We start from the raw sequence: 23658 nt of genomic DNA on the forward strand, positions 1-23658 counted from the left end.
GTAGAGGGCCTGGTAGACGGTCTCGTGGACCACGTGCATCTCCGGCCGGTCGGGGAACTGTGCCCGCAGAGCGTGGCATATCTGCTCCGGGCTCCGCTTCTCGTCCAGCATTGCCTGGACGGCGGCCCGCAGCCCGGGGTCCTGGAGGATCTTGCGGGGCTTGGGGCGCGGACGGCGGGCATCCGCGCGGGCCTGGGCCGCATGCGGACGGTACTGGCCGTTGCCCGGGTGCCGGTTGCGGCGGATCTCCCGGCTGACCGTCGAGGGGCTACGGCCCAGCTCGGCCGCGATCGCCCGGACCGTCGCCTTCTCCCGCAGCCGGTCGGCGATGTGGATCCGCTCGTCCTCACGCAGGTGCCTGGACATGCCGGAAGGCGGTACCACCGACGAAATCGGTGGTACCGCCTTCTGCCGGCGGTCAGCGCCGCGGCCATTACGCCACTTGTTGCCGGTCCGCCGGTCAACACCGACGATCCGGCAAGCTTCCGTGTTGCTGTATCCCTGCGCCACGAGCCGGGAGTATGCCTCCCGCTCCCGACGCAGCTTCACAGGCCCCTGCGCGGTCCGCACCTCACGGATCCCGAAGTCCATCGCACCCCTTGAGCTGGGGTGTTGCAACGACCAATAGAATCTAAGGCCCCGACCGTGGGCCCTTCGTCGTACCCGGGAGCCCGCGCCGGGTCCGTCGTCCCCGGGCAGGGGCGCGGACACGGAAACGCCGGGCGGGCGGGGGCCCGAAGGTCCCCGCCCACCCGGCGGCACGTTTCTGCTGTGGGGTCCCGCCCCGCTCGCTCAGCCCTCGTCGTGGGAGACCGCGCGGCGCGCGTCCGCGTCCAGCACGCCCCAGCTGATGAGCTGCTCCGTGAGCACGGAAGGCGACTGGTCGTAGATGACGGCGAGCGTGCGCAGGTCGTCCTGGCGGATCGAGAGCACCTTGCCGTTGTAGTCACCGCGCTGGCTCTGGATGGTCGCCGCGTAGCGCTGCAGCGGACCGGCCTTCTCCGGCGGGACGTGGGCGAGGCGCTCCAGGTCCAGGACGAGCTTCGGCGGCGGCTCCGCGGCCCCGCCCGGCGTCGTACCGGGCAGCAGCTCCTGCACCGGGACCCCGTAGAAATCCGCCAGCTCGGCGAGGCGCTGTACGGTCACGGCACGGTCGCCGCGCTCGTACGAACCGACCACGACGGCCTTCCAGCGACCCTGGGACTTCTCCTCCACGCCGTGGAGGGAAAGGCCCTGCTGGGTGCGGATGGCACGGAGTTTGGCCCCGAGCTGTTTTGCGTATTCGCTGGACATATGGCTCCCCGGACGCTGGAACAGTGTGCGGCTCCGCCGCGTGGCTGGTAACTCACTGTGAGGTTACGCAGCGTTACTTGGATGCGTCAAGCCGAATGGTCCGGACCGGTACCTCCCGGGGGCGGGGCCAGGGCCGAGCGCAAGCCCTGGTAGCGTGGATGACGCAATTTCGACGTCCTTTAACGATCCGTCCCGTGAGGCGGAGAAGGAGGTCCGTTTCTTATGGACGCACAGCACGACCACACCGGCAACGTGGCACGCCCCGTTCTCGAGGCCCCCGACATCGCCCGTGTTCTGACCCGTATCGCCCACGAGATCGTCGAACGCGCCAAGGGCGCCGACGATGTGGTGCTGCTCGGCATCCCGACCCGAGGCGTCTTCCTCGCCCGTCGGCTGGCCGAGAAACTCCAGGAGATCACCGGCCGGAAGACGCCGGTCGGATCGCTCGACATCACCATGTACCGCGACGACCTGCGGATGCGCCCGGCGCGCGCCCTGGCCCGTACCGACATCCCCGGCGAGGGGATCGAGGGCAGCCTGGTCGTCCTGGTCGACGACGTGCTCTTCTCCGGCCGCACCATCCGCGCCGCCCTCGACGCGCTCGGCGACATCGGCCGCCCGCGCGCGGTGCAGCTCGCGGTCCTCGTCGACCGCGGCCACCGGGAGCTCCCGATCCGCGCGGACTACGTCGGCAAGAACCTCCCCACGTCGCTGCGGGAGACGGTCAAGGTCCAGCTCGCCGAGGAGGACGGCCGCGACGCCGTGCTGCTGGGCGTCAAGCAGGCCACCCCCGCGGACACGCAGTAGCGCGAGCCCTCCCGTACGCCCTTTCGGGGACGTACGGCCGCTCCCGCGCGCCCGCATGCCTGAAACTCCCTCCAGCACCCCGGAGAACCCCCAGATGATGCGTCACCTCATCTCGGCCGCCGACCTCACCCGCGACGACGCCGTCCTGATCCTCGACACCGCCGAGGAGATGGCCCGGGTCGCGGACCGGCCGATCAAGAAGCTCCCCACCCTGCGCGGCCGTACCGTCGTCAACCTCTTCTTCGAGGACTCGACCCGCACCCGCATCTCCTTCGAGGCGGCCGCCAAACGGCTGTCCGCCGACGTCATCAACTTCTCCGCCAAGGGCTCGTCCGTCTCCAAGGGCGAGTCCCTGAAGGACACCGCGCTGACTCTGGAGGCGATGGGCGCCGACGCCGTCGTCATCCGGCACGGCGCCTCCGGAGCCCCCTACCGGCTCGCTACCTCCGGCTGGATCGACGGGGCCGTGGTCAACGCCGGCGACGGCACCCACGAACACCCCACCCAGGCCCTGCTGGACGCCTTCACGATGCGCCGCCGGCTCGTCGGCGCCGATGCCGGGCTCGGCCGCGACCTGGACGGCCGCCGCATCACGATCGTCGGCGACATCCTGCACAGCCGCGTCGCCCGCTCCAACGTCCACCTGCTCACCACGCTCGGCGCGCACGTCACCCTGGTGGCCCCGCCCACCCTGGTGCCCGTCGGCGTCGAGAAGTGGCCCTGCGACGTCAGCTACAGCCTCGACAACGTGCTGGCGAAGTCCGATGCGGTGATGATGCTGCGTGTGCAGCGTGAACGGATGAACGCCGCGTACTTCCCGACCGAGCGCGAGTACTCCCGCCGCTACGGCCTGGACGGCGAGCGCATGGCGAAGATGCCCGAGCACGCCATCGTCATGCACCCCGGCCCGATGGTCCGCGGCATGGAGATCACCGCCGAGGTCGCCGACTCCGACCGCTGCACGGTCGTCGAGCAGGTCGCCAACGGCGTCTCCATCCGCATGGCCGTGCTCTACCTGCTGCTCGGCGGCTCCGACACCGCACTGTCCGCCGCCCCCGCCCGTACCGAGGAGAACAAGTAACCATGAGCAAGATTCTTATCCGCGGTGCGCGGATCCTCGGCGGCGAGCCTAGGGACGTACTGATCGACGGCGAGACCGTCACCGAGGTGGGCACCGGCCTCGACGCCGCCGGGGCCACCGTGATCGAGGCCGAGGGGCAGATCCTGCTGCCCGGCCTGGTCGACCTGCACACCCATCTGCGCGAGCCCGGCCGCGAGGACTCCGAGACCGTCCTCACCGGCACCAGGGCCGCGGCCGTCGGCGGCTTCACCGCCGTGCACGCCATGGCCAACACCTTCCCCGTCGCCGACACCGCCGGCGTCGTCGAGCAGGTCTGGCGCCTCGGCAAGGAGTCCGGCTACTGCGACGTGCAGCCCGTGGGCGCCGTCACCGTCGGCCTGGAGGGCAAGCAGCTCGCCGAGCTCGGCGCGATGCACGACTCCGCCGCCGGCGTGAAGGTCTTCTCCGACGACGGCAAGTGCGTCGACGACGCGGTGATCATGCGCCGGGCCCTGGAGTACGTGAAGGCCTTCGACGGCGTCGTCGCCCAGCACGCCCAGGAGCCCCGCCTCACCGAGGGCGCCCAGATGAACGAGGGCATCGTCTCCGCCGAACTCGGGCTCGGCGGCTGGCCCGCCGTCGCCGAGGAGTCGATCATCGCCCGCGACGTCCTCCTCGCCGCCCACGTCGGCTCCCGCGTCCACATCTGCCACCTCTCCACGGCCGGCTCCGTCGAGATCGTCCGCTGGGCCAAGTCCAAGGGCTGGAACGTCACCGCCGAGGTCACCCCGCACCACCTCCTCCTCACCGACGAGCTGGTCCGCACCTACAACCCGGTCTACAAGGTGAACCCGCCGCTGCGCACCGAGGCCGACGTCATGGCCCTGCGCGAGGCGCTCGCCGACGGCACCATCGACTGCGTCGCCACCGACCACGCCCCGCACCCGCACGAGGACAAGGACTGCGAGTGGGCCGCGGCCGCCATGGGCATGGTGGGCCTGGAGACCGCGCTCTCGGTCGTCCAGCAGACGATGGTGGACACCGGCCTGATCGACTGGGCGGGCGTCGCGGACCGCATGTCCTTCCGCCCCGCGGCCATCGGCCGGCTCGAAGGGCACGGCCGCCCCGTCTCGGCGGGTGAGCCCGCCAACCTCACTCTGGTCGATCCGGCATACCGTGGAGCCGTGGACCCCGCGGGCTTCGCGTCCCGCAGCCGAAACACCCCCTACGAGGGCCGTGAGCTGCCGGGCCGCGTCACCCATACCTTCCTGCGGGGCCGTGCCACGGTCGTCGACGGGAAGCTCGCGTGACTACTCTGACCCCCCTGTACCACCTGGCCGCCGAGCAGAAGTCGGCGGAAGTGACGGACTGGGCCGCCCGCATCGCCTGGGTGATCGGCCTGCTCGTCTTCATCGCCTTCGTCTACTGGCTGATGCGCCAGGGCTGGAAGTGGCGCGCCAGCCTCCAGTCCGGCCTGCCGGAGCTCCCGGAGACCCCCGAGGACTTCGCCTCCGACGAGACGCTGCTGACCCTTCAGGGGCGCTACCACGCCTCCACCACCGCCGGGCAGTGGCTCGACCGGATCGTCGCGCACGGCCTCGGCACCCGCAGCCGCACCGAGCTGACGCTCACCGCCCGCGGCCTGGACGTCGTACGCCCCGGGGCGGCCGACTTCTTCATCCCGGCCGACGCCCTGCGCGAGGCCCGCCTCGACAAGGCGCTCGCGGGCAAGGTCCTGCCCGAGGGCGGCCTGCTGATCATCACCTGGGCGCACGGCGAGACGCTGATCGACTCCGGCTTCCGCTCCGACCGCGCCGCCGAGCACCAGGCCTGGGTCGACGCCGTCAGCCGGCTCACCGGCGCACCGGCCGCCACGGAACTCACCAGCACCACTACGGAAGGCACCGCACGATGACGATCTCCACCCGGGGGGACCAGACCCCCGCCGTACTCGTCCTGGAGGACGGTCGCGCCTTCCGCGGCCGTGCCTACGGGGCCGTGGGGGAGACCTTCGGCGAAGCGGTGTTCTCCACCGGCATGACCGGCTACCAGGAAACGCTGACCGACCCCTCGTACCACCGCCAGGTCGTCGTCATGACGGCCCCGCACGTCGGCAACACCGGCGTGAACGACGAGGACCCCGAGTCCGCTCGCATCTGGGTCTCCGGCTACGTCGTCCGCGACCCCGCCCGTAAGCCCTCCAACTGGCGCTCCCAGCGCTCGCTGGACGAGGAGCTGGTGGCGCAGGGCGTCGTCGGCATCAGCGGCGTCGACACCCGCGCCCTCACCCGCCACCTGCGCGAGCGCGGCGCGATGCGCGTCGGGATCTTCTCCGGCCCTGCGCTCACTGGCGGCTCCGCCGCGGGGATCCCCGACGAGGGCACGCTCCTCGCCAGGGTCCGCCAGGCCCCCGAGATGACCGGCGCCGACCTCTCCGCCGAGGTCGCCACCAAGGAGGCCTACGTCGTCCCCGCGATCGGCACCAAGAAGTTCACCGTCGCCGCGATCGACCTCGGCATCAAGGGCATGACCCCCCACCGGTTGGCCGAACGCGGCATCGAGGTGCACGTGCTGCCCGCCACCGCCACCCTGGAGGAGGTGTACGCCGTGAACCCGGACGGCGTCTTCTTCTCCAACGGCCCCGGCGACCCCTCCACCGCCGACCACCCGGTCGCCCTCATGCGTGGGGTCCTGGAACGGTCCACCCCGCTCTTCGGCATCTGCTTCGGCAACCAGATCCTCGGCCGCGCGCTCGGCTTCGGCACCTACAAGCTGAAGTACGGCCACCGCGGCATCAACCAGCCGGTGCAGGACCGCACCACCGGCAAGGTCGAGGTCACCGCGCACAACCACGGCTTCGCCGTCGACGCCCCGCTGGACGAGGTGTCCGACACGGAGTTCGGCCGCGCCGAGGTCTCCCACGTCTGCCTGAACGACCAGGTGGTCGAGGGCCTCCAGCTTCTGGACCGGCCCGCCTTCAGCGTCCAGTACCATCCCGAGGCGGCCGCGGGCCCGCACGACGCCGCGTACCTCTTCGACCGTTTCACCACCCTGATGGAGGGCCAGCGTGCCTAAGCGCTCCGATATCCAGTCCGTCCTGGTCATCGGCTCCGGTCCGATCGTCATCGGCCAGGCCGCCGAGTTCGACTACTCCGGCACCCAGGCCTGCCGCGTCCTCAAGGCCGAGGGCCTGCGCGTCATCCTGGTGAACTCCAACCCGGCGACGATCATGACCGACCCGGAGATCGCCGACGCCACCTACGTCGAGCCGATCACCCCCGAGTTCGTCGAGAAGATCATCGCCAAGGAGCGCCCCGACGCGCTCCTGCCCACCCTCGGCGGCCAGACCGCGCTGAACACCGCGATCTCCATGCACGAGAACGGCGTGCTGGAGAAGTACGGCGTCGAGCTCATCGGCGCCAACGTCGAGGCGATCAACAAGGGCGAGGACCGCGACCTCTTCAAGGGCGTCGTCGAGGCCGTCAAGGAGAAGATCGGGTACGGCGAGTCCGCCCGCTCCGTCATCTGCCACACCATGGACGACGTCATCGCCGGCGTCGACACCCTCGGCGGCTACCCCGTCGTCGTCCGCCCCTCCTTCACCATGGGCGGCGCCGGCTCCGGCTTCGCCCACGACGAGGAGGAGCTGCGCCGCATCGCCGGACAGGGCCTCACGCTCTCGCCGACCACCGAGGTGCTCCTGGAGGAGTCCATCCTCGGCTGGAAGGAGTACGAGCTGGAGCTGATGCGCGACAGGAACGACAACGTCGTGGTCGTCTGCTCCATCGAGAACTTCGACCCGATGGGCGTCCACACCGGCGACTCCATCACCGTCGCCCCGGCGATGACCCTCACCGACCGCGAGTACCAGCGGCTGCGCGACGTCGGTATCGCGATCATCCGCGAGGTCGGCGTCGACACCGGCGGCTGCAACATCCAGTTCGCCATCGACCCCGCCGACGGCCGGGTCATCGTCATCGAGATGAACCCGCGCGTCTCCCGCTCCTCGGCGCTCGCCTCCAAGGCCACCGGCTTCCCGATCGCCAAGATCGCCGCCAAGCTGGCCGTCGGCTACACCCTGGACGAGATCCCCAACGACATCACCGAGAAGACGCCGGCCTCCTTCGAGCCGACCCTCGACTACGTCGTCGTCAAGGCCCCGCGCTTCGCCTTCGAGAAGTTCCCCTCCGCCGACTCCACCCTCACCACCACCATGAAGTCGGTGGGCGAGGCCATGGCGATCGGCCGGAACTTCACCGAGGCCCTCCAGAAGGCCCTGCGCTCCCTGGAGAAGAAGGGCTCGCAGTTCACCTTCACCGGCCCGGTCGGCGACAAGGCCGAGCTGCTGGCCGAGGCGGTCCGCCCCACCGACGGCCGCATCAACACCGTCATGCAGGCGATCCGGGCCGGAGCCACCCAGGAGGAGGTCTTCGACTCCACGAAGATCGACCCCTGGTTCGTCGACCAGCTCTTCCTGATCAAGGAGATCGCCGACGGGCTGGCCTCCGCCGAGCGCCTGGACGCCGGCCTGATCGCCGAGGCCAAGCGGCACGGCTTCTCCGACACCCAGATCGGCGAGATCCGCGGGCTGCGCGAGGACGTCGTCCGCGAGGTCCGGCACGCGCTCGGCATCCGCCCGGTCTACAAGACGGTCGACACCTGCGCCGCCGAGTTCGCCGCGAACACGCCGTACTTCTACTCCTCCTACGACGAGGAGAGCGAGGTCGCGAGCCGCACCAAGCCGGCCGTGATCATCCTCGGCTCGGGGCCCAACCGCATCGGCCAGGGCATCGAGTTCGACTACTCCTGTGTGCACGCCTCCTTCGCCCTGAGCGACGCGGGCTACGAGACCGTCATGGTCAACTGCAACCCGGAGACCGTCTCCACCGACTACGACACCTCCGACCGGCTCTACTTCGAGCCGCTCACCCTGGAGGACGTCCTGGAGATCGTGCACGCCGAATCGCTGGCGGGCCCGATCGCCGGTGTCATCGTGCAGCTCGGCGGCCAGACCCCGCTCGGCCTCGCGCAGGCCCTCAAGGACAACGGCGTGCCCGTCGTCGGCACCTCCCCGGAGGCCATCCACGCCGCCGAGGACAGGGGCGCCTTCGGCCGGGTCCTGGCCGAGGCCGGACTGCCCGCGCCCAAGCACGGCACCGCCACCACCTTCGGCGAGGCCAAGGCCATCGCCGACGAGATCGGCTACCCGGTCCTGGTCCGCCCGAGCTACGTGCTCGGCGGGCGCGGCATGGAGATCGTGTACGACGAGACGCGCCTCGCCTCGTACATCTCCGAGTCCACCGAGATCAGCCCCACCCGGCCGGTCCTGGTCGACCGCTTCCTCGACGACGCCATCGAGATCGACGTGGACGCCCTCTACGACGGCACCGAGCTGTACCTCGGCGGCGTCATGGAGCACATCGAGGAAGCCGGCATCCACTCCGGCGACTCGGCCTGCGCCCTGCCCCCGATCACGCTCGGCGGCTTCGACATCAAGCGGCTGCGCGCCTCCACCGAGGGCATCGCCAAGGGCGTCGGCGTGCTCGGACTGATCAACATCCAGTTCGCGCTCTCCGGCGACATCCTCTACGTCCTGGAGGCCAACCCGCGCGCCTCCCGCACGGTCCCCTTCACCTCGAAGGCGACCGCCGTGCCGCTCGCCAAGGCCGCCGCCCGCATCTCGCTCGGCGCGACCATCGCCGAGCTGCGCGCGGAGGGCCTGCTGCCGAAGACCGGCGACGGCGGCACCCTGCCGCTGGACGCGCCGATCTCCGTCAAGGAGGCCGTGATGCCGTGGTCGCGCTTCCGCGACATCCACGGCCGGGGCGTCGACACGGTCCTCGGCCCGGAGATGCGCTCCACCGGCGAGGTCATGGGCATCGACTCGGTCTTCGGCACGGCGTATGCCAAGTCGCAGGCCGGCGCCTACGGCCCGCTGCCCACCAAGGGCCGCGCGTTCATCTCGGTCGCCAACCGCGACAAGCGCTCGATGATCTTCCCGGCCCGCGAGCTGGTCGCCCACGGCTTCGAGCTGATGGCCACCTCCGGCACCGCGGAGGTCCTCAAGCGCAACGGCATCAACGCCACCGTCGTGCGCAAGCAGTCCGAGGGCACCGGTCCGAACGGCGAGAAGACCATCGTCCAGCTCATTCACGACGGCGAGGTCGACCTCATCGTCAACACGCCGTACGGCACCGGCGGCCGGCTCGACGGCTACGAGATCCGCACCGCGGCCGTCGCACGCTCCGTACCGTGCCTGACCACGGTCCAGGCGCTCGCCGCCGCCGTCCAGGGCATCGACGCCCTGAACCACGGTGACGTCGGGGTCCGTTCCCTCCAGGAACACGCGGAACACTTGATCGCGGCCCGCGAATAGCAGCCCGGAGAGGGGGACACCGTCAAACGGTGTCCCCCTCTTTGCGAGCCACGTCGAGCACACCGAGCACCAAGGACATCTCCTCATGTACAAGCTCTTCTTCCGGCTGGTCTTCAAGCGGATGGATCCCGAGCAGGCCCACTACGCCGCCTTCCGCTGGATCCGCCTCGCCGCCCGGATCCCCGTCCTGCGCACCTTCGTCGCCGCCGCCCTCGCCCCGCGCTTCAAGGAGCTGCGCACCGAGGCTCTCGGCCTGCGGATGCACGGTCCCTTCGGCCTCGCCGCCGGCTTCGACAAGAACGCCGTCGCGATCGACGGCATGGCGATGCTCGGCTTCGACCACATCGAGATCGGCACCGTCACCGGCGAACCGCAGCCCGGCAACCCCAAGAAGCGCCTCTTCCGGCTGGTCGCGGACCGCGCGCTGATCAACCGCATGGGCTTCAACAACGAGGGCTCCGCCGCCGTCGCCGCCCGTCTGGCCGCCCGCAACCCCGTCTTCCGCACCACGGTCGGCGTCAACATCGGCAAGACCAAGGTCGTCCCGGAGGCCGAGGCCGCCGCCGACTACGTGAAGTCCACCGAGGCCCTCGCCGGCCACGCCGACTACCTGGTCGTCAACGTCTCCTCGCCCAACACCCCCGGCCTGCGCAACCTCCAGGCCACCGAGTCGCTGCGGCCGCTGCTCACCGCCGTACGCGAGGCCGCCGACCGCACCGTCACCACCCGGCGCGTCCCCCTGCTCGTCAAGATCGCCCCGGACCTCGCGGACGAGGACGTCGACGCCGTCGCGGACCTCGCCGTGGAGCTGGGCCTTGACGGCATCATCGCCACCAACACCACCATCGCGCGGGAAGGCCTGGGCCTGAAGTCGGCCCCCGGCCTGGTGGGGGAGACCGGCGGACTGTCCGGCGCGCCCCTCAAGGAGCGCTCGCTGGAGGTCCTGAGCCGCCTGTACGCCCGTGTGGGGGACCGGATCACGCTGGTGGGCGTCGGGGGCGTCGAGAACGCCGAGGACGCCTGGCAGCGCATCCTCGCCGGGGCCACCCTCGTCCAGGGCTACAGCGCCTTCATCTACGAAGGTCCCTTCTACGCCCGGGCGATCCACAAGGGCCTCGCCGCCCGGCTCGCCACCTCTCCGTACGCCACCCTCGCCGAGGCCGTCGGCGCCGAGACCCGGAAGAAGGCCGCCCTGTGACGCTCGAACCCTTCGGCGCCCGCCTGCGCCGTGCCATGGACACCCGCGGGCCGCTCTGCGTCGGCATCGACCCGCACGCCTCCCTGCTCACCTCCTGGGGCCTGAACGACGACATCGCCGGCCTGGAGCGCTTCACCCGGACCGTCGTGGAGGCGCTGGCCGACCGGGTCGCCGTCCTCAAGCCGCAGTCCGCGTTCTTCGAGCGCTTCGGCTCGCGCGGCGTCGCCGTCCTGGAGAAGGCCGTCGAGGAGGCACGCGCCGCCGGGGCGCTCGTTCTGATGGACGCCAAGCGCGGCGACATCGGCTCCACCATGGGCGCCTACGCGGCGACCTACCTGGACAAGGACTCCCCGCTCTTCTCCGACGCGGTCACCGTCTCCCCGTACCTGGGCTTCGGCTCGCTGCGCCCGGCGCTCGACGCGGCCGCCGTCTCCGGCGCGGGCGTCTTCGTCCTCGCCCTCACCTCCAACCCGGAGGGCGCCGAGGTCCAGCGGGCCACGGCGGCCGACGGCCGCTCGCTCGCCCAGCTGATGCTCGACCACATGGCCGCCGAGAACGCCGGGGCCGTCCCGCTCGGCTCGGTCGGCGCGGTGGTCGGCGCGACGCTCGGCGACGCCGGGGTGAACCTGGCGATCAACGGGCCGCTCCTCGCGCCCGGCATCGGCGCCCAGGGCGCGACCCCGGCGGATCTTCCGGCGGTGTTCGGCGACGCGGTGGGCAACGTGGTCCCCAGCGTGAGCCGGGGCGTGCTGCGCCACGGCCCGGACGTGTCCGGGCTGCGCGAAGCCGCCGAACGGTTCGCGGACGAGGTCCGCGGCGCCGTATCCGGCAGCTGACCCTGACACGTTTACAGCGTGTTGACGAAATACTGACGAGAAACCTGGTCGATATGTCGCGAAAATCCTGGTCGGCCACAGCTGACCAGGACTTTTCGTCTGTTCTCGCTGACTACAGCGGTCCTTGCCGCTAGTCTCCGTCGAGAGCGGCCGAGCACAGTGTGTTCTCCGCTCACCTGGTGGGTGGCGTCCAGCTTCCCCGCCGGTCCGTATCCGACAGATCGACATCCGAGGTGACGTAGGCGTGGCTCTTCCGCCCCTTACCCCTGAACAGCGCGCAGCCGCGCTCGAAAAGGCCGCCGCGGCTCGCCGGGAGCGGGCCGAGGTCAAGAATCGACTCAAGCACTCCGGCGCTTCCCTCCACGAGGTCATCAAGCAGGGCCAGGAGAACGACGTCATCGGGAAGATGAAGGTCTCCGCACTGCTGGAATCCCTGCCGGGCGTCGGCAAGGTCCGCGCCAAGCAGATCATGGAGCGTCTCGGTATCTCCGAGAGCCGCCGGGTCAGGGGTCTTGGCTCCAATCAGATCGCATCCTTGGAGCGTGAGTTCGGCGGCAGCCCCGCCTGACGTTCTCAGGCACTCCTGAGAGCGGGGATAATCGCCCCATGGCTGCAACATCCCGGGGGACGTCCCCCGTACCCCCGGACGTACGTCCGCGGCTGACCGTGCTCTCCGGCCCCTCAGGGGTCGGCAAGAGCACGGTCGTCGCTCATATGCGCACCGTGCACCCCGAGGTCTGGCTCTCCGTGTCGGCGACGACACGCAAGCCACGCCCCGGGGAGCGCAACGGTGTGCACTACTTCTTCGTGGACGACGAGGAGTTCGACAAGCTCGTCGCCAACGGCGAACTGCTGGAGTGGGCCGAGTTCGCGGGCAACCGCTACGGCACGCCCCGGCGCGCCGTGCTCGACCGCCTGGAGGCCGGCGAACCGGTCCTGCTGGAGATCGACCTCCAGGGCGCCCGGCTGGTCCGCCAGTCGATGTCCGACGCGCGGCTGGTCTTCCTGGCCCCGCCGAGCTGGGAGGAGCTGGTGCGCCGGCTCACCGGCCGGGGCACCGAGGCCCCCGAGGTCATCGAGCGCCGGCTCGCCGCCGCGAAGATCGAACTGGCCGCCGAGGCCGAGTTCGATACGACGCTCGTCAACACCTCCGTCGAGGACGTGGCGCGTGAGCTGCTAACGTTGATGCTTCAGGCCTAGATCTCCGCGTTCGCTCAGATCACGTTGATCTTTGATCTACACCCCCTTCGGAAGGCAGAGAGTGTCCTCTTCCATCACCACGCCCGAGGGCATCATCAACCCGCCGATTGATGAGCTCCTCGAAGCCACCGACTCGAAGTACAGCCTGGTGATCTACGCGGCCAAGCGCGCCCGCCAGATCAACGCGTACTACTCGCAGCTCGGTGAAGGCCTCCTTGAGTACGTCGGTCCGCTCGTCGACACCCACGTGCACGAGAAGCCGCTCTCGATCGCACTCCGCGAGATCAACGCGGGCCTGCTGACCTCCGAGGCCATCGAGGGCCCCGCGCAGTAACGCAGGAGCACCACGGCACCTTCACTCCAGGCCCGGCGGCCCGTCCGCCGGGCCTGAGGTGTGTCCGGGGCCGGGTGAACGCGTTCTGCGCGGTGAGGCAGCATGGGACGCACACGTTGCCTTACGTTGCCGAGTGCGGGGAGACGCAGTGGACAAGCCGAAGGTCGTCCTGGGGGTCAGCGGGGGCATCGCCGCCTACAAGGCGTGCGAACTGCTGCGCCGGCTGACCGAGTCCGGCCACGACGTACGGGTCGTCCCGACCGCCGCGTCGCTGCACTTCGTGGGGGCCGCCACCTGGTCGGCGCTCTCCGGTCACCCGGTCTCCGACGAGGTCTGGCAGGACGTCCACGAGGTCCCGCACGTGCGGATCGGGCAGGGCGCCGACCTCGTGGTGGTCGCCCCGGCCACCGCGGACATGCTGGCCAAGGCCGCCCACGGGCTCGCCGACGACCTGCTCACCAACACGCTCCTGACCGCCCGCTGTCCGGTGGTCTTCGCCCCCGCGATGCACACCGAGATGTGGGAGCACCCGGCCACCCAGGAGAACGTCGCCACCCTGCGCCGCCGGGGAGCCGTCGTCATCGAGCCCGCCGTCGGGCGGCTCACCGGCGTCGACACCGGCAAGGGCCGGCTCCCCGACCCCGGCGAGATCTTCGAGGTCTGCCGCCGGGTGCTGGCGCGCGGGGTCACCGAGCCCGACCTCGCGGGCCGCCATGTGGTGATCAGCGCCGGCGGCACGCGCGAGCCGCTCGACCCGGTGCGCTTCCTGGGCAACCGCTCCTCCGGCAAGCAGGGGTACGCGCTGGCGCGCACCGCCGTGGCCCGGGGGGCGCGGGTCACCCTGATCGAGGCCAACACCGGGCTCCCCGACCCGGCCGGGGCGGACGTCCTCCGCGTCGGCACGGCCGTGCAGCTGCGCGAGGCCGTGCTGAAGGCCGCCCCCGACGCGGACGTCATCGTGATGGCGGCCGCGGTGGCCGACTTCCGCCCCGCCGCGTACGCCTCCGGCAAGATCAAGAAGAAGGACGGCGAGGAGGCGCCCGTCGTCACCCTGGTCCGTAATCCCGACATCCTCGCCGAGGTCTCCGGCGAGCGGGCCCGCCCGGACCAGCTCGTCGTCGGATTCGCCGCCGAGACCGACGACGTGCTGCTCAACGGCCGTGCGAAGCTCCGCCGCAAGGGCTGCGACCTCCTCGTGGTCAACGAGGTCGGGGAGCGCAAGACCTTCGGCTCGGAGGAGAACGAAGCGGTCGTCCTCGCCGCCGACGGCCAGGAGACGCCGGTACCGTACGGCCCCAAGGAAGCGCTTGCCGACACGGTCTGGGATCTGGTTTCGGGAAGGTTCCGGCCGATTTCACAATCAACCCTCCGGGTGAGCCAAATCGTCCCATAAGGCCTAAAACGCAGGTCGGGAAGGGTGGATTGTCCTACTGGTTCCCCGGGTGGCGCACGTCACGAACCTCCCAAAGGGCGAGACACCTGACCCGGTCGCCGGATGCGACCGATAAACTGGCCGACGGTACGGGCCGAGCGCAGCTCTCGGTCGTGCCACCCATGATCAGCCAGCAGCCGCTGCAACCCCAGGGAGCGATGTGTCCCGCCGTCTCTTCACCTCGGAATCCGTCACCGAGGGTCACCCCGACAAGATCGCTGACCAGATCAGCGACACGATTCTCGACGCGCTCCTGCGCGAGGACCCCACCTCGCGTGTCGCCGTCGAGACCTTGATCACCACAGGTCTGGTGCATGTCGCGGGCGAGGTCACCACCAAGGCCTACGCCGACATCCCCAACCTCGTGCGCAACAAGGTTCTGGAGATCGGTTACGACTCCTCCAAAAAGGGCTTCGACGGTGCTTCCTGTGGCGTCTCGGTGTCTATCGGCTCGCAGTCGCCGGACATCGCACAGGGCGTCGACACCGCGTACGAGCAGCGGGTCGAGGGTGATGAGGACGAGCTCGACAAGCAGGGCGCCGGCGACCAGGGCCTGATGTTCGGCTACGCCTGCGACGAGACCCCGGAGCTGATGCCGCTCCCGATCCACCTCGCGCACCGCCTCTCCCGGCGACTGTCCGATGTGCGCAAGAACGGGACCATCCCCTACCTGCGCCCCGACGGCAAGACCCAGGTCACCATCGAGTACGACGGTGACAAGGCGGTCCGGCTGGACACGGTGGTCGTCTCCTCGCAGCACGCCTCCGACATCGACCTGGACTCGCTGCTCGCGCCCGACATCCGCGAGTTCGTCGTCGAGCACGTGCTCGCGCAGCTCGTCGAGGACGGCATCAAGCTGGACACCGAGGGCTACCGCCTCCTGGTGAACCCGACCGGCCGCTTCGAGATCGGCGGCCCGATGGGCGACGCCGGCCTGACCGGCCGCAAGATCATCATCGACACCTACGGCGGCATGGCCCGGCACGGCGGCGGCGCCTTCTCGGGCAAGGACCCGTCCAAGGTCGACCGCTCCGCCGCGTACGCGATGCGCTGGGTCGCCAAGAACGTGGTGGCCGCCGGGCTCGCCGCGCGCTGCGAGGTCCAGGTGGCGTACGCGATCGGCAAGGCCGAGCCCGTCGGACTGTTCGTGGAGACCTTCGGCACCGCCGCGGTCGACACCGAGAAGATCGAGAACGCGATCGGCGAGGTCTTCGACCTCCGCCCGGCCGCGATCATCCGGGACCTCGACCTGCTCCGCCCGATCTACGCCCAGACCGCCGCCTACGGCCACTTCGGCCGTGAGCTGCCCGACTTCACCTGGGAGCGCACCGACCGCGTGGACGCCCTGCGCGCCGCCGCCGGTCTGTAGCGAGACCCGCCCGCGTACGACAGCGGGGCGGGCGTCATCGAGTACGACAGCGGGGCCCGGACACCGAACGCGGTGTCCGGGCCCCGCTGCCGTGCCCCCGCCGCTGTCAGTGCTCTCTGGTAGGAATTCAGCTGTGAGCAGCGAGAACGAGCAGTCCGCCGAACCCGGTGCCGGGGCGCCGGAGCAGCTTGCGCTGATCCGGGAGACCGTGCGCCGGGCGAAGGTGCCGCGCGCCAAGCCGCGTACCTGGCGCGGCGCGGCCCTCGCCGAGGAGCTGCCCGTCGCCCGCGTCCTGGTCAACAAGGGCGTCCTCCACCTCGACCAGTACTTCGACTACGCGGTCCCCGAGGAGCTGGACGCCGACGCACAGCCGGGCGTCCGGGTGCGGGTCCGGTTCGGGGCCGGAGGGCGCAACATCCAGGGCGGGCGGCGCGAGGGCGGCGGGCTGATCGACGGCTTCATCGTCGAGCGCCGCGCCGACTCCGACTACCAGGGGGCGCTGGCCGCCCTCGCCTCCGTGGTCTCCCCGGAGCCGGTCCTCGGGCCCGACCTGCTCGCCCTCTGCCGCGCCGTCGCCGACCGGTACGCGGGCAGCCTCGCCGATGTCCTCCAGCTCGCCGTCCCGCCCCGCAACGGCCGCGCCGAGTCCAAGCCGTCCCCGGACCCGCTGCCCCCACCCCCCGCCCCGGAGCCGGGCACCTGGGAGCGGTACGGCCAAGGCCCGGCCTTCCTGCGCGCGCTGGCCGAGGGCGGCGCTCCGCGCGCGGTGTGGACTGCCCTGCCGGGCCCGCACTGGCCCGCCGAGATCGCCGGCGCCGTCGCCGCGACGCTCTCCTCCGGGCGCGGCGCGCTCGTCGTCGTTCCGGACGGACGGGCCGCCGGACGGGTCGACGCGGCCCTGACCGAGGCGCTCGGCGCGGGCCGGCACGCCCTGCTGACCGCCGACTCCGGCCCCGAGAAGCGCTACCGGCAGTGGCTCGCGGTGCGCCGGGGCTCGGTGCGGGCGGTCGTGGGGACCAGGGCCGCCATGTTCGCCCCCGTCCAGGACCTCGGCCTGGTCGTCGTCTGGGACGACGGGGACTCCAGCCACAGCGACGACAACGCCCCCTTCCCGCATGTCCGCGAGGTCCTGGAGCTGCGGTCGGCCCAGGGCCGCTGCGGCTTCCTCCTCGGCGGCACCAGCTGCACGGTCGAGGCCGCCCAGCTCGTGGAGAGCGGCTGGGCGCTGCCGCTCCTCGCGGACCGCGAGCGGCTGCGCCGGGCCGCGCCCCTCATCCGTACGGTCGGGGACGGCGAGCTGGCCCGGGACGGCGCCGCCCGTACCGCCCGGCTGCCCAGCCTCGCCTGGGGGGCGGTGCGCGACGGTCTGCGCAGCGGTCCGGTGCTGGTCCAGGTGCCCCGCCGGGGTTACGCCCCCCGCCTCGCCTGCGAACGCTGCCGCACCCCCGCCCGCTGCCGGCACTGCGCGGGCCCCCTCCAGGCCCCGGACCAGCAGGATCTGAACTGCGCCTGGTGCGGGCGGGCCGAGCGGGCCTGGCACTGCGCGGAGTGCGGCTCCGCCCGGCTGCGCGCCCAGATCGTCGGCGCCCGCCGCACGGCGGAGGAGCTGGGCCGGGCCTTTCCCGCCGTGACCGTCCGCACCTCGGGGCGCGACCACATCCTGGACGCGGTGCCGGACACCCCGGCCCTGGTCGTCTCCACGCCCGGCGCCGAGCCCGTCGCCGAAGGCGGCTACGCGGCGGCCCTGCTCCTGGACGGCTGGGCCATGCTCGGCCGGCCCGATCTGCGCGCGGGGGAGGAGGCGCTGCGCCGGTGGACGGCTGCGGGGGCGCTGGTGCGGGGCCAGGACGAGGGCGGCACGGTGGTGATCGTGGCCGAGCCGACGGAGCGCGCGGTGCAGGCGCTGGTCCGCTGGGACCCGGCGGGATTCGCCCGGCGGGAGCTGGCGGAGCGGGCCGAGCTGGGCTTCCCGCCGGTCTCCCGGATGGCCTCCGCGACCGGCCCCGCCGAGGCCCTGGCCGCGTTCCTCCGGACCGCCGGGCTGCCGCCGGAGGCCGAGATCCTGGGTCCGGTGCCGGTCCCGTCGGCCGAGCCGGGCAGGCCCCGCCGATCGGGGGACGCCCCGCCGGGCGAGACCTGGGAGCGGGCCCTGATCCGGGTGGTCCCGGGACGGGGGGCGGCGCTCGCCCGCGCCCTGAAGACGGCGCTCGCGGCCCGCATGGCCAAGGGGGCGACCGACCCGGTCCGCATCAGGATCGACCCGCCCGACATCGGCTGAGGCCGCGGGGGAGGCTCTTCGGGTCCGGACAGGGGGCTGCCCCGCCGTGCGACCGGCACGGTGGGGCAGAGGGGCGGCGTGCGGTCAGCCGTTGCGGGGGCCCGGGAAGGCGCCGGGACGCAGTTCCTCGCGGACCGGCTGGGCCGACGGCTGCGGCGGCATCGAGCGGGCCGCCGGGACCGAGGGCACCGGGGAGCCGGGCCCCCCGGCGGAGGATCCGGCCAGCCCCGTCCCGACGGAGACCGGGCGCGGCACGGCGGTGCTCTCGCCGCCCGTCTCGGCGGCGGGCTGCGGCGTGGCCCGGCGCGTTCCGTAACGGCGGTGCACGGCCTGCTTGGTGACGCCGAGGGCGGAGCCCACCGCGTCCCAGGAGAAGCCGAGCGAGCGGTCGAAGTCCACCGCGGCCGTGACCAGGGTCTCGACGCTGTCCCGCAGTTCCTGCGCGAGGCGGACGGTGGGGGCCGGGGCCCTGCCGTAGACGACGAAGCCCGCGGAGGGGCCGGAGCGGCGCGGACGGTAGACGTTGCCCAGCTGGGCGGTGAGGGTGCGCAGCGCGTCCACCTGCCGCCGGACCCGCTCGATGTCCCGCACCAGAAGATGCAGACTGGCCCGCGCTTGGGCGTCGTGGGTTGCGTGGTCGGCCATGAAGAAGCCTCTCGAACCGGCGTTGAAAGGGATCGGGCCGCATCATGGCGGCCCGCTTCGGTCAATCTCCTTTGACCAACGCCCGAGCCGGGTATGTGGTCACGCTATCGGGGCGTATGTGCATATGCACGGGGCGTGCGCGGCGCGCGTACGCCCCCCGCGCGGCGCTCGCCCGCAAGGGCCGGACCGGGCCCCGTCCGGAGGGAGACCCTAGACTGGTGTGCTGCTCGTCACCGTACGTCTTGGCCCGAGAGGCAGTCAGCCACCCATGAAGCTCGTCTTCGCCGGCACCCCTGAAGTCGCCGTCCCCGCACTGGACGCCCTGATCGCCTCCGGCCGCCACGAGGTGGCCGCCGTCGTGACCCGTCCGGACGCCCCCGCCGGGCGGGGCCGCCGGCTGGTCGCGAGTCCGGTGGCCGAGCGGGCGGAGGAGGCCGGGATCGAGGTGCTCAAGCCCGCGAAGCCCCGGGACGAGGAGTTCCTGGCCCGGCTGCGCGAGATCGCCCCGGACTGCTGCCCGGTCGTCGCCTACGGGGCCCTGCTGCCCAAGGTCGCCCTCGACGTGCCCGCCCGGGGCTGGGTCAACCTGCACTTCTCGCTGCTGCCCGCCTGGCGGGGCGCTGCGCCGGTCCAGCACGCGGTGATGGCCGGGGACGAGGTGACCGGCGCGTCGACCTTCCTCATCGAGGAGGGGCTGGACTCCGGCCCGGTCTACGGCGTCCTCACCGAGGAGGTCCGTCCCACCGACACCAGCGGCGACCTGCTCACCCGGCTCGCCTTCGCGGGCGCCGGGCTGCTCGCCGCCACCATGGACGGCATCGAGGACGGCACGCTGCACGCCGTGCCCCAGCCGCACGACGGCGTCACCCTGGCCCCGAAGATCACCGTCGAGGACGCCCAGGTCCAGTGGTCCGCGCCCGCCCTGCGGGTCGACCGGGTGGTGCGGGGCTGCACCCCGGCCCCCGGCGCGTGGACCCTGTTCCGCGGTGAGCGGCTCAAGCTGATCCAGGCCACGCCGGTCCCGGACCGCACCGACCTGGCCCCCGGCGAGCTGTCGGCGGCGAAGAACAACGTGTACGTGGGCACCGGATCGCACGCGGTCGAGCTGCTGTGGGTCCAGCCGCAGGGCAAGAAGCCGATGAAGGGCGCCGACTGGGCGCGCGGCGTCCGCATCGTCCACGGAGAGCTGCTCGGCCTGTAGGCAGGCGCCCCGAGCGGGCAGAGCCGGCCCGGGGCCCGGGGGGTGTTCGAGGGGCCCGGGCTGCCGTTCGGGCGCCCGGGGACGGCGACGTACGCTGGGAGGGTTCGCACCTCTCACCATCAGCGGAGCACCTTTCACGTGAACGACCAGCCGCGTCGCCGTCCCGCCAAGCCCCACCGCCGACCGCAGAAGGACCCGGTCCGTTTCCTCGCCTTCGAGGCGCTCCGGGCCGTCGACGAGCGTGACGCGTACGCCAACCTCGTGCTGCCCCCGCTGCTGAAGAAGGCCCGTGCCAAGGGCGACTTCGACGGCCGGGACGCGGCGCTGGCGACCGAGCTGGTCTACGGGACGCTCCGCCGCCAGGGCACGTACGACGCGATCGTGGCGGCCTGCATCGACCGGCCGCTGCGCGAGGTCGACCCGCCGGTCCTCGATGTCCTGAACATGGGCGTCCACCAGCTGCTCGGCACCCGTATCCCCACGCACGCGGCCGTCTCCGCCAGCGTGGAGCTGGCCCGGGTGGTGCTGGGGGAGGGGCGTGCGAAGTTCGTCAACGCGGTGCTGCGCAAGGTCACCGCGCACGACCTCGACGGCTGGGTGGAGAAGGTCGCCCCGCCGTACGACGAGGACGCCGAGGACCACCTGTCCGTCGTGCACTCGCACCCCCGCTGGATCGTCTCCGCCCTCTGGGACGCGCTGGGCGGCGGCCGGGCGGGCATCGAGGACCTGCTGGAAGCCGACAACGAGCGGCCCGAGGTGACGCTGGCGGCCCGCCCCGGCCGCTCCACCACTGACGAGCTGGCCGAGGCGCTCGGCGAGGACAACTCCCTGCCGGGCCGCTGGTCCCCGTACGCCGTCCGGATGGCCGAGGGAGGCGAGCCCGGCGCGCTGGAGGCCGTCCAGGAGGGCCGGGCGGGCGTCCAGGACGAGGGCAGCCAGCTCGTCGCCGCCGCCCTGGCCGCCGCACCCGTCGAGGGCCGTGACAGCCGCTGGCTGGACGGCTGCGCCGGCCCGGGCGGCAAGGCCGCCCTGCTCGCCGCCCTCGCCGCCGGGCGGGGCGCCGCCCTGCTCGCCGCCGAGAAGCAGCCGCACCGCGCCCGGCTGGTCGAGCGGACGCTCGCCGGCAACCCCGGCCCGTATCAGGTGATCACCGCGGACGGCACCCGTCCGCCGTGGCTGCCCGGCACGTTCGACCGGATCCTGATGGACGTGCCCTGCTCCGGCCTGGGCGCTCTGCGGCGTCGTCCGGAGTCCCGCTGGCGGCGTCGGGCCGAGGACCTGGAAGCGTTCGCCCCGCTCCAACGAGGCCTGCTGCGGGAGGCGTTGAAGGCTGTACGGGTCGGCGGAGTGGTCGGCTACGCGACCTGCTCGCCGCATCTCGCGGAGACCCGTGTGGTGGTCGAGGACGTCCTGAAGGGCCGGGGCGGGGAGCCGGTGGAGGCGGAGTGGATCGACGCCCGCCCGCTGATGCCCGGGGTGCCCGCGCTGGGGGACGGCCCCGACGTCCAGCTGTGGCCGCATCTGCACGGCACGGACGCGATGTACCTGGCGCTGCTGCGCCGGACCGGCTGAGCTTCCCGCGCGCGGACGGGCGGCCGTGTACCGGCCTTCGGTCCCGCATCGCCCGGTCTCGCCCCGAGAACGGCAAAGGAACAGTAAAGCGCTGGCAAAATGCGCAGAATGTGCGAAGTGTGATGGCCCTGTGAGGCTTCGGAGCGCATCGAGGCGGGGAACGGGCGGGAGACGTGGCAGGCTTGGGTCATGGCGCAGATCAACCCCAGCATCCTGTCCGCCGATTTCGCGCGTCTCGCCGAGGAGGCGAAGGCCGTCGAAGGCGCGGACTGGCTCCACGTCGATGTCATGGACAACCACTTCGTGCCCAACCTGACGCTCGGCGTGCCGATCGTCGAGGCGCTCAGCAAGGCCACGGACACCCCGCTGGACTGCCACCTCATGATCGAGGACGCGGACCGCTGGGCCCCTCAGTACGTGGAGGCGGGGGCCGGGTCCGTCACCTTCCACGCGGAGGCCGCGGCGGCTCCGGTGCGCCTGGCGCGGGAGATCCGGGCGAAGGGGGCGCGCGCCTCGATGGCGCTCAAGCCCGCGACGCCCATCGAGCCGTACGAGGACCTGCTCCCCGAGCTGGACATGCTGCTGATCATGACGGTCGAGCCGGGCTTCGGGGGCCAGTCCTTCCTGGACATCATGCTGCCGAAGATCCGCCGCACCCGGGAGCTGATCAACAAGCACGGTCTCGAACTGTGGCTCCAGGTCGACGGCGGGGTATCGGCCACCACCATCGAGCGCTGCGCCGAGGCCGGCGCCGACGTCTTCGTGGCGGGCTCCGCGGTCTACGGTGCGCAGGACCCGGCCGCGGCGGTGCGGGAGCTGCGGGCCCAGGCGGACGCGGCCACGGCCGGAGCCCCCTGGGCATGCGGACACTGAACCAAGGGCAGATGAACGCGGTCCGACAGGGCCGATCAAGGATCGCCGGATCTGACAGGATGAACGGCGTATCGGGCGTGTGAACAGCAGTGAGGAGATCGCGGTGTCTGGCATCTCGGCGGGTCGGTCAGCCATGCGGATGGGACCCGCGGAGCTGGTGCAGGCGGCGGCCATGGCCCGCCGGTTCTACCTGGAGGGCAAGTCCAAGATCCAGATCGCCGAGGAGTTCGGCGTGAGCCGCTTCAAGGTGGCCCGGGTCCTGGAGACGGCCCTCGAACGCGATCTCGTACGCATCGAGATCCGGGTGCCGGCCGAGCTGGACGCCGAACGCTCCGACGCCCTGCGGGCCCGTTACGGGCTGCGGCACGCGGTGGTCGTCGAGTCCCCGGCCGAGGAGCAGGAAGACGCCCCCGACCCGGAGAACCTCGGCGAGGTCGCGGCCGACCTCCTCGGCGAGCTGGTCGCCGAGGGCGATGTGCTCGGCCTGGCCTGGGGCCGCTCCACCATCCACATGGCGGCCGCCCTCGACCGGCTCCCGCCGTGCACGGTCGTCCAGCTGACCGGCGTGTACGACGCGGGCACCGCCGAGCGCGGCTCGGTCGAGGCGGTCCGCCGGGCGGCGCAGGTCTCCGGCGGCGAGGCGCACCCCATCTACGCGCCGATGCTGCTGCCCGACCCCGCGACGGCCGCCGCCCTGCGCGAACAGACCGGCATCGCCCGGGCCTTCGAGTACTTCGACAAGGTGACGGTCGCCGCCGTCTCCATCGGTTCCTGGGAGCCGGGCATCTCGACGGTCCACGACATGCTCTCGGACGCCGAACGCGCCCATTACGCCTCGCTCGGCGTCGCCGCCGAGATGTCCGCGCACCTCTTCGACTCCGAGGGCCGCCGGGTCGGCCGTGACCTGGGGGAGCGCTGCATCACCGTGGAGGCGGACCGGCTGCGCCGGATCCCCGAGGTGGTCGCGATCGCGGGCGGTCTGCGCAAGGCGGCGGCGATCGGCGCGGTGCTGCGCTCCGGACTCGTCACCAGCCTGGTGACGGACACCGCCGCGGCCGACTTCCTGCTCACCGAGTCCCCCGCGGGCGTCCGTCCGGCACTGGAGCGGGCCGACCCCGACGGGGAGTGACAGGCCGGAACACACCGAGGGCCGTGCACCGCATCCGGTGCACGGCCCTCGGCCC

21 protein-coding genes are annotated in these 23658 nt (G+C 72.0%); 18 read left to right on the forward strand and 3 right to left on the reverse strand.

Annotated features, from left to right (window positions below):
• Nucleotides 1–591: helix-turn-helix domain-containing protein (locus ACIQRW_RS32380; RefSeq protein ID WP_403767195.1), on the reverse strand; the 591-nt coding region annotated here is incomplete at its 3' end.
• A 201-nt stretch (nucleotides 592–792) separates the two neighbouring features.
• Complete coding sequence (gene bldD / locus ACIQRW_RS32385; RefSeq protein WP_003970358.1) at nucleotides 793–1293, reverse strand: transcriptional regulator BldD; 501 nt, start codon at nucleotides 1291–1293, stop codon at nucleotides 793–795.
• 222 nt (nucleotides 1294–1515) lie between these two features.
• Here bldD and pyrR point away from each other — a divergent pair, with 222 nt between their 5' ends.
• From pyrR to ACIQRW_RS32455, 14 genes are all read left to right on the forward strand, one after another.
• On the forward strand, nucleotides 1516–2100 hold the full coding sequence (gene pyrR, locus ACIQRW_RS32390; RefSeq protein WP_403767199.1) for a bifunctional pyr operon transcriptional regulator/uracil phosphoribosyltransferase PyrR: 585 nt from the start codon (nucleotides 1516–1518) through the stop codon (nucleotides 2098–2100).
• A gap of 94 nt (nucleotides 2101–2194) precedes the next feature.
• Nucleotides 2195–3181, forward strand: coding sequence for an aspartate carbamoyltransferase catalytic subunit (locus ACIQRW_RS32395; RefSeq protein WP_403767416.1), 987 nt, complete (start codon nucleotides 2195–2197; stop codon nucleotides 3179–3181).
• 2 nt (nucleotides 3182–3183) lie between these two features.
• Complete coding sequence (locus tag ACIQRW_RS32400) at nucleotides 3184–4470, forward strand: dihydroorotase (RefSeq protein WP_403767202.1); 1287 nt, start codon at nucleotides 3184–3186, stop codon at nucleotides 4468–4470.
• Nucleotides 4467–5075, forward strand: a complete 609-nt coding sequence (locus ACIQRW_RS32405; RefSeq protein WP_403767204.1) for a hypothetical protein — start codon at nucleotides 4467–4469, stop codon at nucleotides 5073–5075. Before ACIQRW_RS32400 ends, ACIQRW_RS32405 begins: the two co-directional genes overlap by 4 nt.
• On the forward strand, nucleotides 5072–6235 hold the full coding sequence (gene carA / locus ACIQRW_RS32410; protein WP_403767207.1) for a glutamine-hydrolyzing carbamoyl-phosphate synthase small subunit: 1164 nt from the start codon (nucleotides 5072–5074) through the stop codon (nucleotides 6233–6235). The genes ACIQRW_RS32405 and carA overlap by 4 nt, the downstream gene beginning before the upstream one ends.
• Nucleotides 6228–9536, forward strand: coding sequence for a carbamoyl-phosphate synthase large subunit (carB, locus tag ACIQRW_RS32415; protein ID WP_403767210.1), 3309 nt, complete (start codon nucleotides 6228–6230; stop codon nucleotides 9534–9536). The genes carA and carB overlap by 8 nt, the downstream gene beginning before the upstream one ends.
• An 85-nt stretch (nucleotides 9537–9621) precedes the next feature.
• Entirely contained in the window at nucleotides 9622–10734 is a 1113-nt protein-coding gene (locus ACIQRW_RS32420; protein WP_403767213.1) for a quinone-dependent dihydroorotate dehydrogenase, read from the forward strand.
• Nucleotides 10731–11570, forward strand: coding sequence for an orotidine-5'-phosphate decarboxylase (pyrF, locus tag ACIQRW_RS32425; RefSeq protein ID WP_403767215.1), 840 nt, complete (start codon nucleotides 10731–10733; stop codon nucleotides 11568–11570). Before ACIQRW_RS32420 ends, pyrF begins: the two co-directional genes overlap by 4 nt.
• 244 nt (nucleotides 11571–11814) lie before the next feature.
• Nucleotides 11815–12138 carry an integration host factor gene (locus ACIQRW_RS32430; RefSeq protein ID WP_003970367.1) on the forward strand — a complete coding sequence of 108 codons (324 nt, stop codon included), beginning with the start codon at nucleotides 11815–11817 and terminating at the stop codon, nucleotides 12136–12138.
• A 38-nt stretch (nucleotides 12139–12176) separates the two neighbouring features.
• Nucleotides 12177–12770 (forward strand): guanylate kinase, encoded by a 594-nt coding sequence (gene gmk / locus ACIQRW_RS32435; protein ID WP_026290991.1) that lies wholly within the window; start codon nucleotides 12177–12179, stop codon nucleotides 12768–12770.
• Between the two features lie 61 nt (nucleotides 12771–12831).
• Nucleotides 12832–13104 (forward strand): DNA-directed RNA polymerase subunit omega, encoded by a 273-nt coding sequence (gene rpoZ, locus ACIQRW_RS32440; RefSeq protein WP_003970369.1) that lies wholly within the window; start codon nucleotides 12832–12834, stop codon nucleotides 13102–13104.
• A gap of 148 nt (nucleotides 13105–13252) precedes the next feature.
• On the forward strand, nucleotides 13253–14497 hold the full coding sequence (coaBC, locus tag ACIQRW_RS32445) for a bifunctional phosphopantothenoylcysteine decarboxylase/phosphopantothenate--cysteine ligase CoaBC (protein ID WP_403767219.1): 1245 nt from the start codon (nucleotides 13253–13255) through the stop codon (nucleotides 14495–14497).
• Nucleotides 14498–14696: 199 nt separating this feature from the next.
• Nucleotides 14697–15905: a methionine adenosyltransferase gene (metK, locus tag ACIQRW_RS32450; protein ID WP_403767222.1), complete on the forward strand. Its 1209-nt coding sequence runs from the start codon at nucleotides 14697–14699 to the stop codon at nucleotides 15903–15905.
• A 133-nt stretch (nucleotides 15906–16038) separates the two neighbouring features.
• Nucleotides 16039–18183 carry a primosomal protein N' gene (locus ACIQRW_RS32455; protein ID WP_403767225.1) on the forward strand — a complete coding sequence of 715 codons (2145 nt, stop codon included), beginning with the start codon at nucleotides 16039–16041 and terminating at the stop codon, nucleotides 18181–18183.
• An 84-nt stretch (nucleotides 18184–18267) separates the two neighbouring features.
• On the opposite strand, the gene ACIQRW_RS32460 is transcribed toward ACIQRW_RS32455, so the two are convergent.
• A complete protein-coding gene (locus ACIQRW_RS32460; protein ID WP_403767228.1) occupies nucleotides 18268–18828 on the reverse strand; it encodes a hypothetical protein in 561 nt (186 codons plus the stop codon).
• A gap of 268 nt (nucleotides 18829–19096) precedes the next feature.
• Here ACIQRW_RS32460 and fmt point away from each other — a divergent pair, with 268 nt between their 5' ends.
• From fmt to ACIQRW_RS32480, 4 genes are all read left to right on the forward strand, one after another.
• Nucleotides 19097–20029: a methionyl-tRNA formyltransferase gene (fmt, locus tag ACIQRW_RS32465; protein ID WP_403767231.1), complete on the forward strand. Its 933-nt coding sequence runs from the start codon at nucleotides 19097–19099 to the stop codon at nucleotides 20027–20029.
• A 138-nt stretch (nucleotides 20030–20167) separates the two neighbouring features.
• Nucleotides 20168–21601: an RsmB/NOP family class I SAM-dependent RNA methyltransferase gene (locus ACIQRW_RS32470; RefSeq protein WP_403767234.1), complete on the forward strand. Its 1434-nt coding sequence runs from the start codon at nucleotides 20168–20170 to the stop codon at nucleotides 21599–21601.
• A 189-nt stretch (nucleotides 21602–21790) separates the two neighbouring features.
• A complete protein-coding gene (rpe, locus tag ACIQRW_RS32475; RefSeq protein ID WP_403767237.1) occupies nucleotides 21791–22474 on the forward strand; it encodes a ribulose-phosphate 3-epimerase in 684 nt (227 codons plus the stop codon).
• Nucleotides 22475–22607: 133 nt separating this feature from the next.
• Nucleotides 22608–23603, forward strand: coding sequence for a sugar-binding transcriptional regulator (locus ACIQRW_RS32480; protein WP_398067517.1), 996 nt, complete (start codon nucleotides 22608–22610; stop codon nucleotides 23601–23603).
• Nucleotides 23604–23658 lie beyond the last annotated feature (55 nt).

Origin of the sequence: Streptomyces sp. NPDC091287 (genome assembly GCF_044768525.1) — a bacterium.
Taxonomy (GTDB): domain Bacteria; phylum Actinomycetota; class Actinomycetes; order Streptomycetales; family Streptomycetaceae; genus Streptomyces.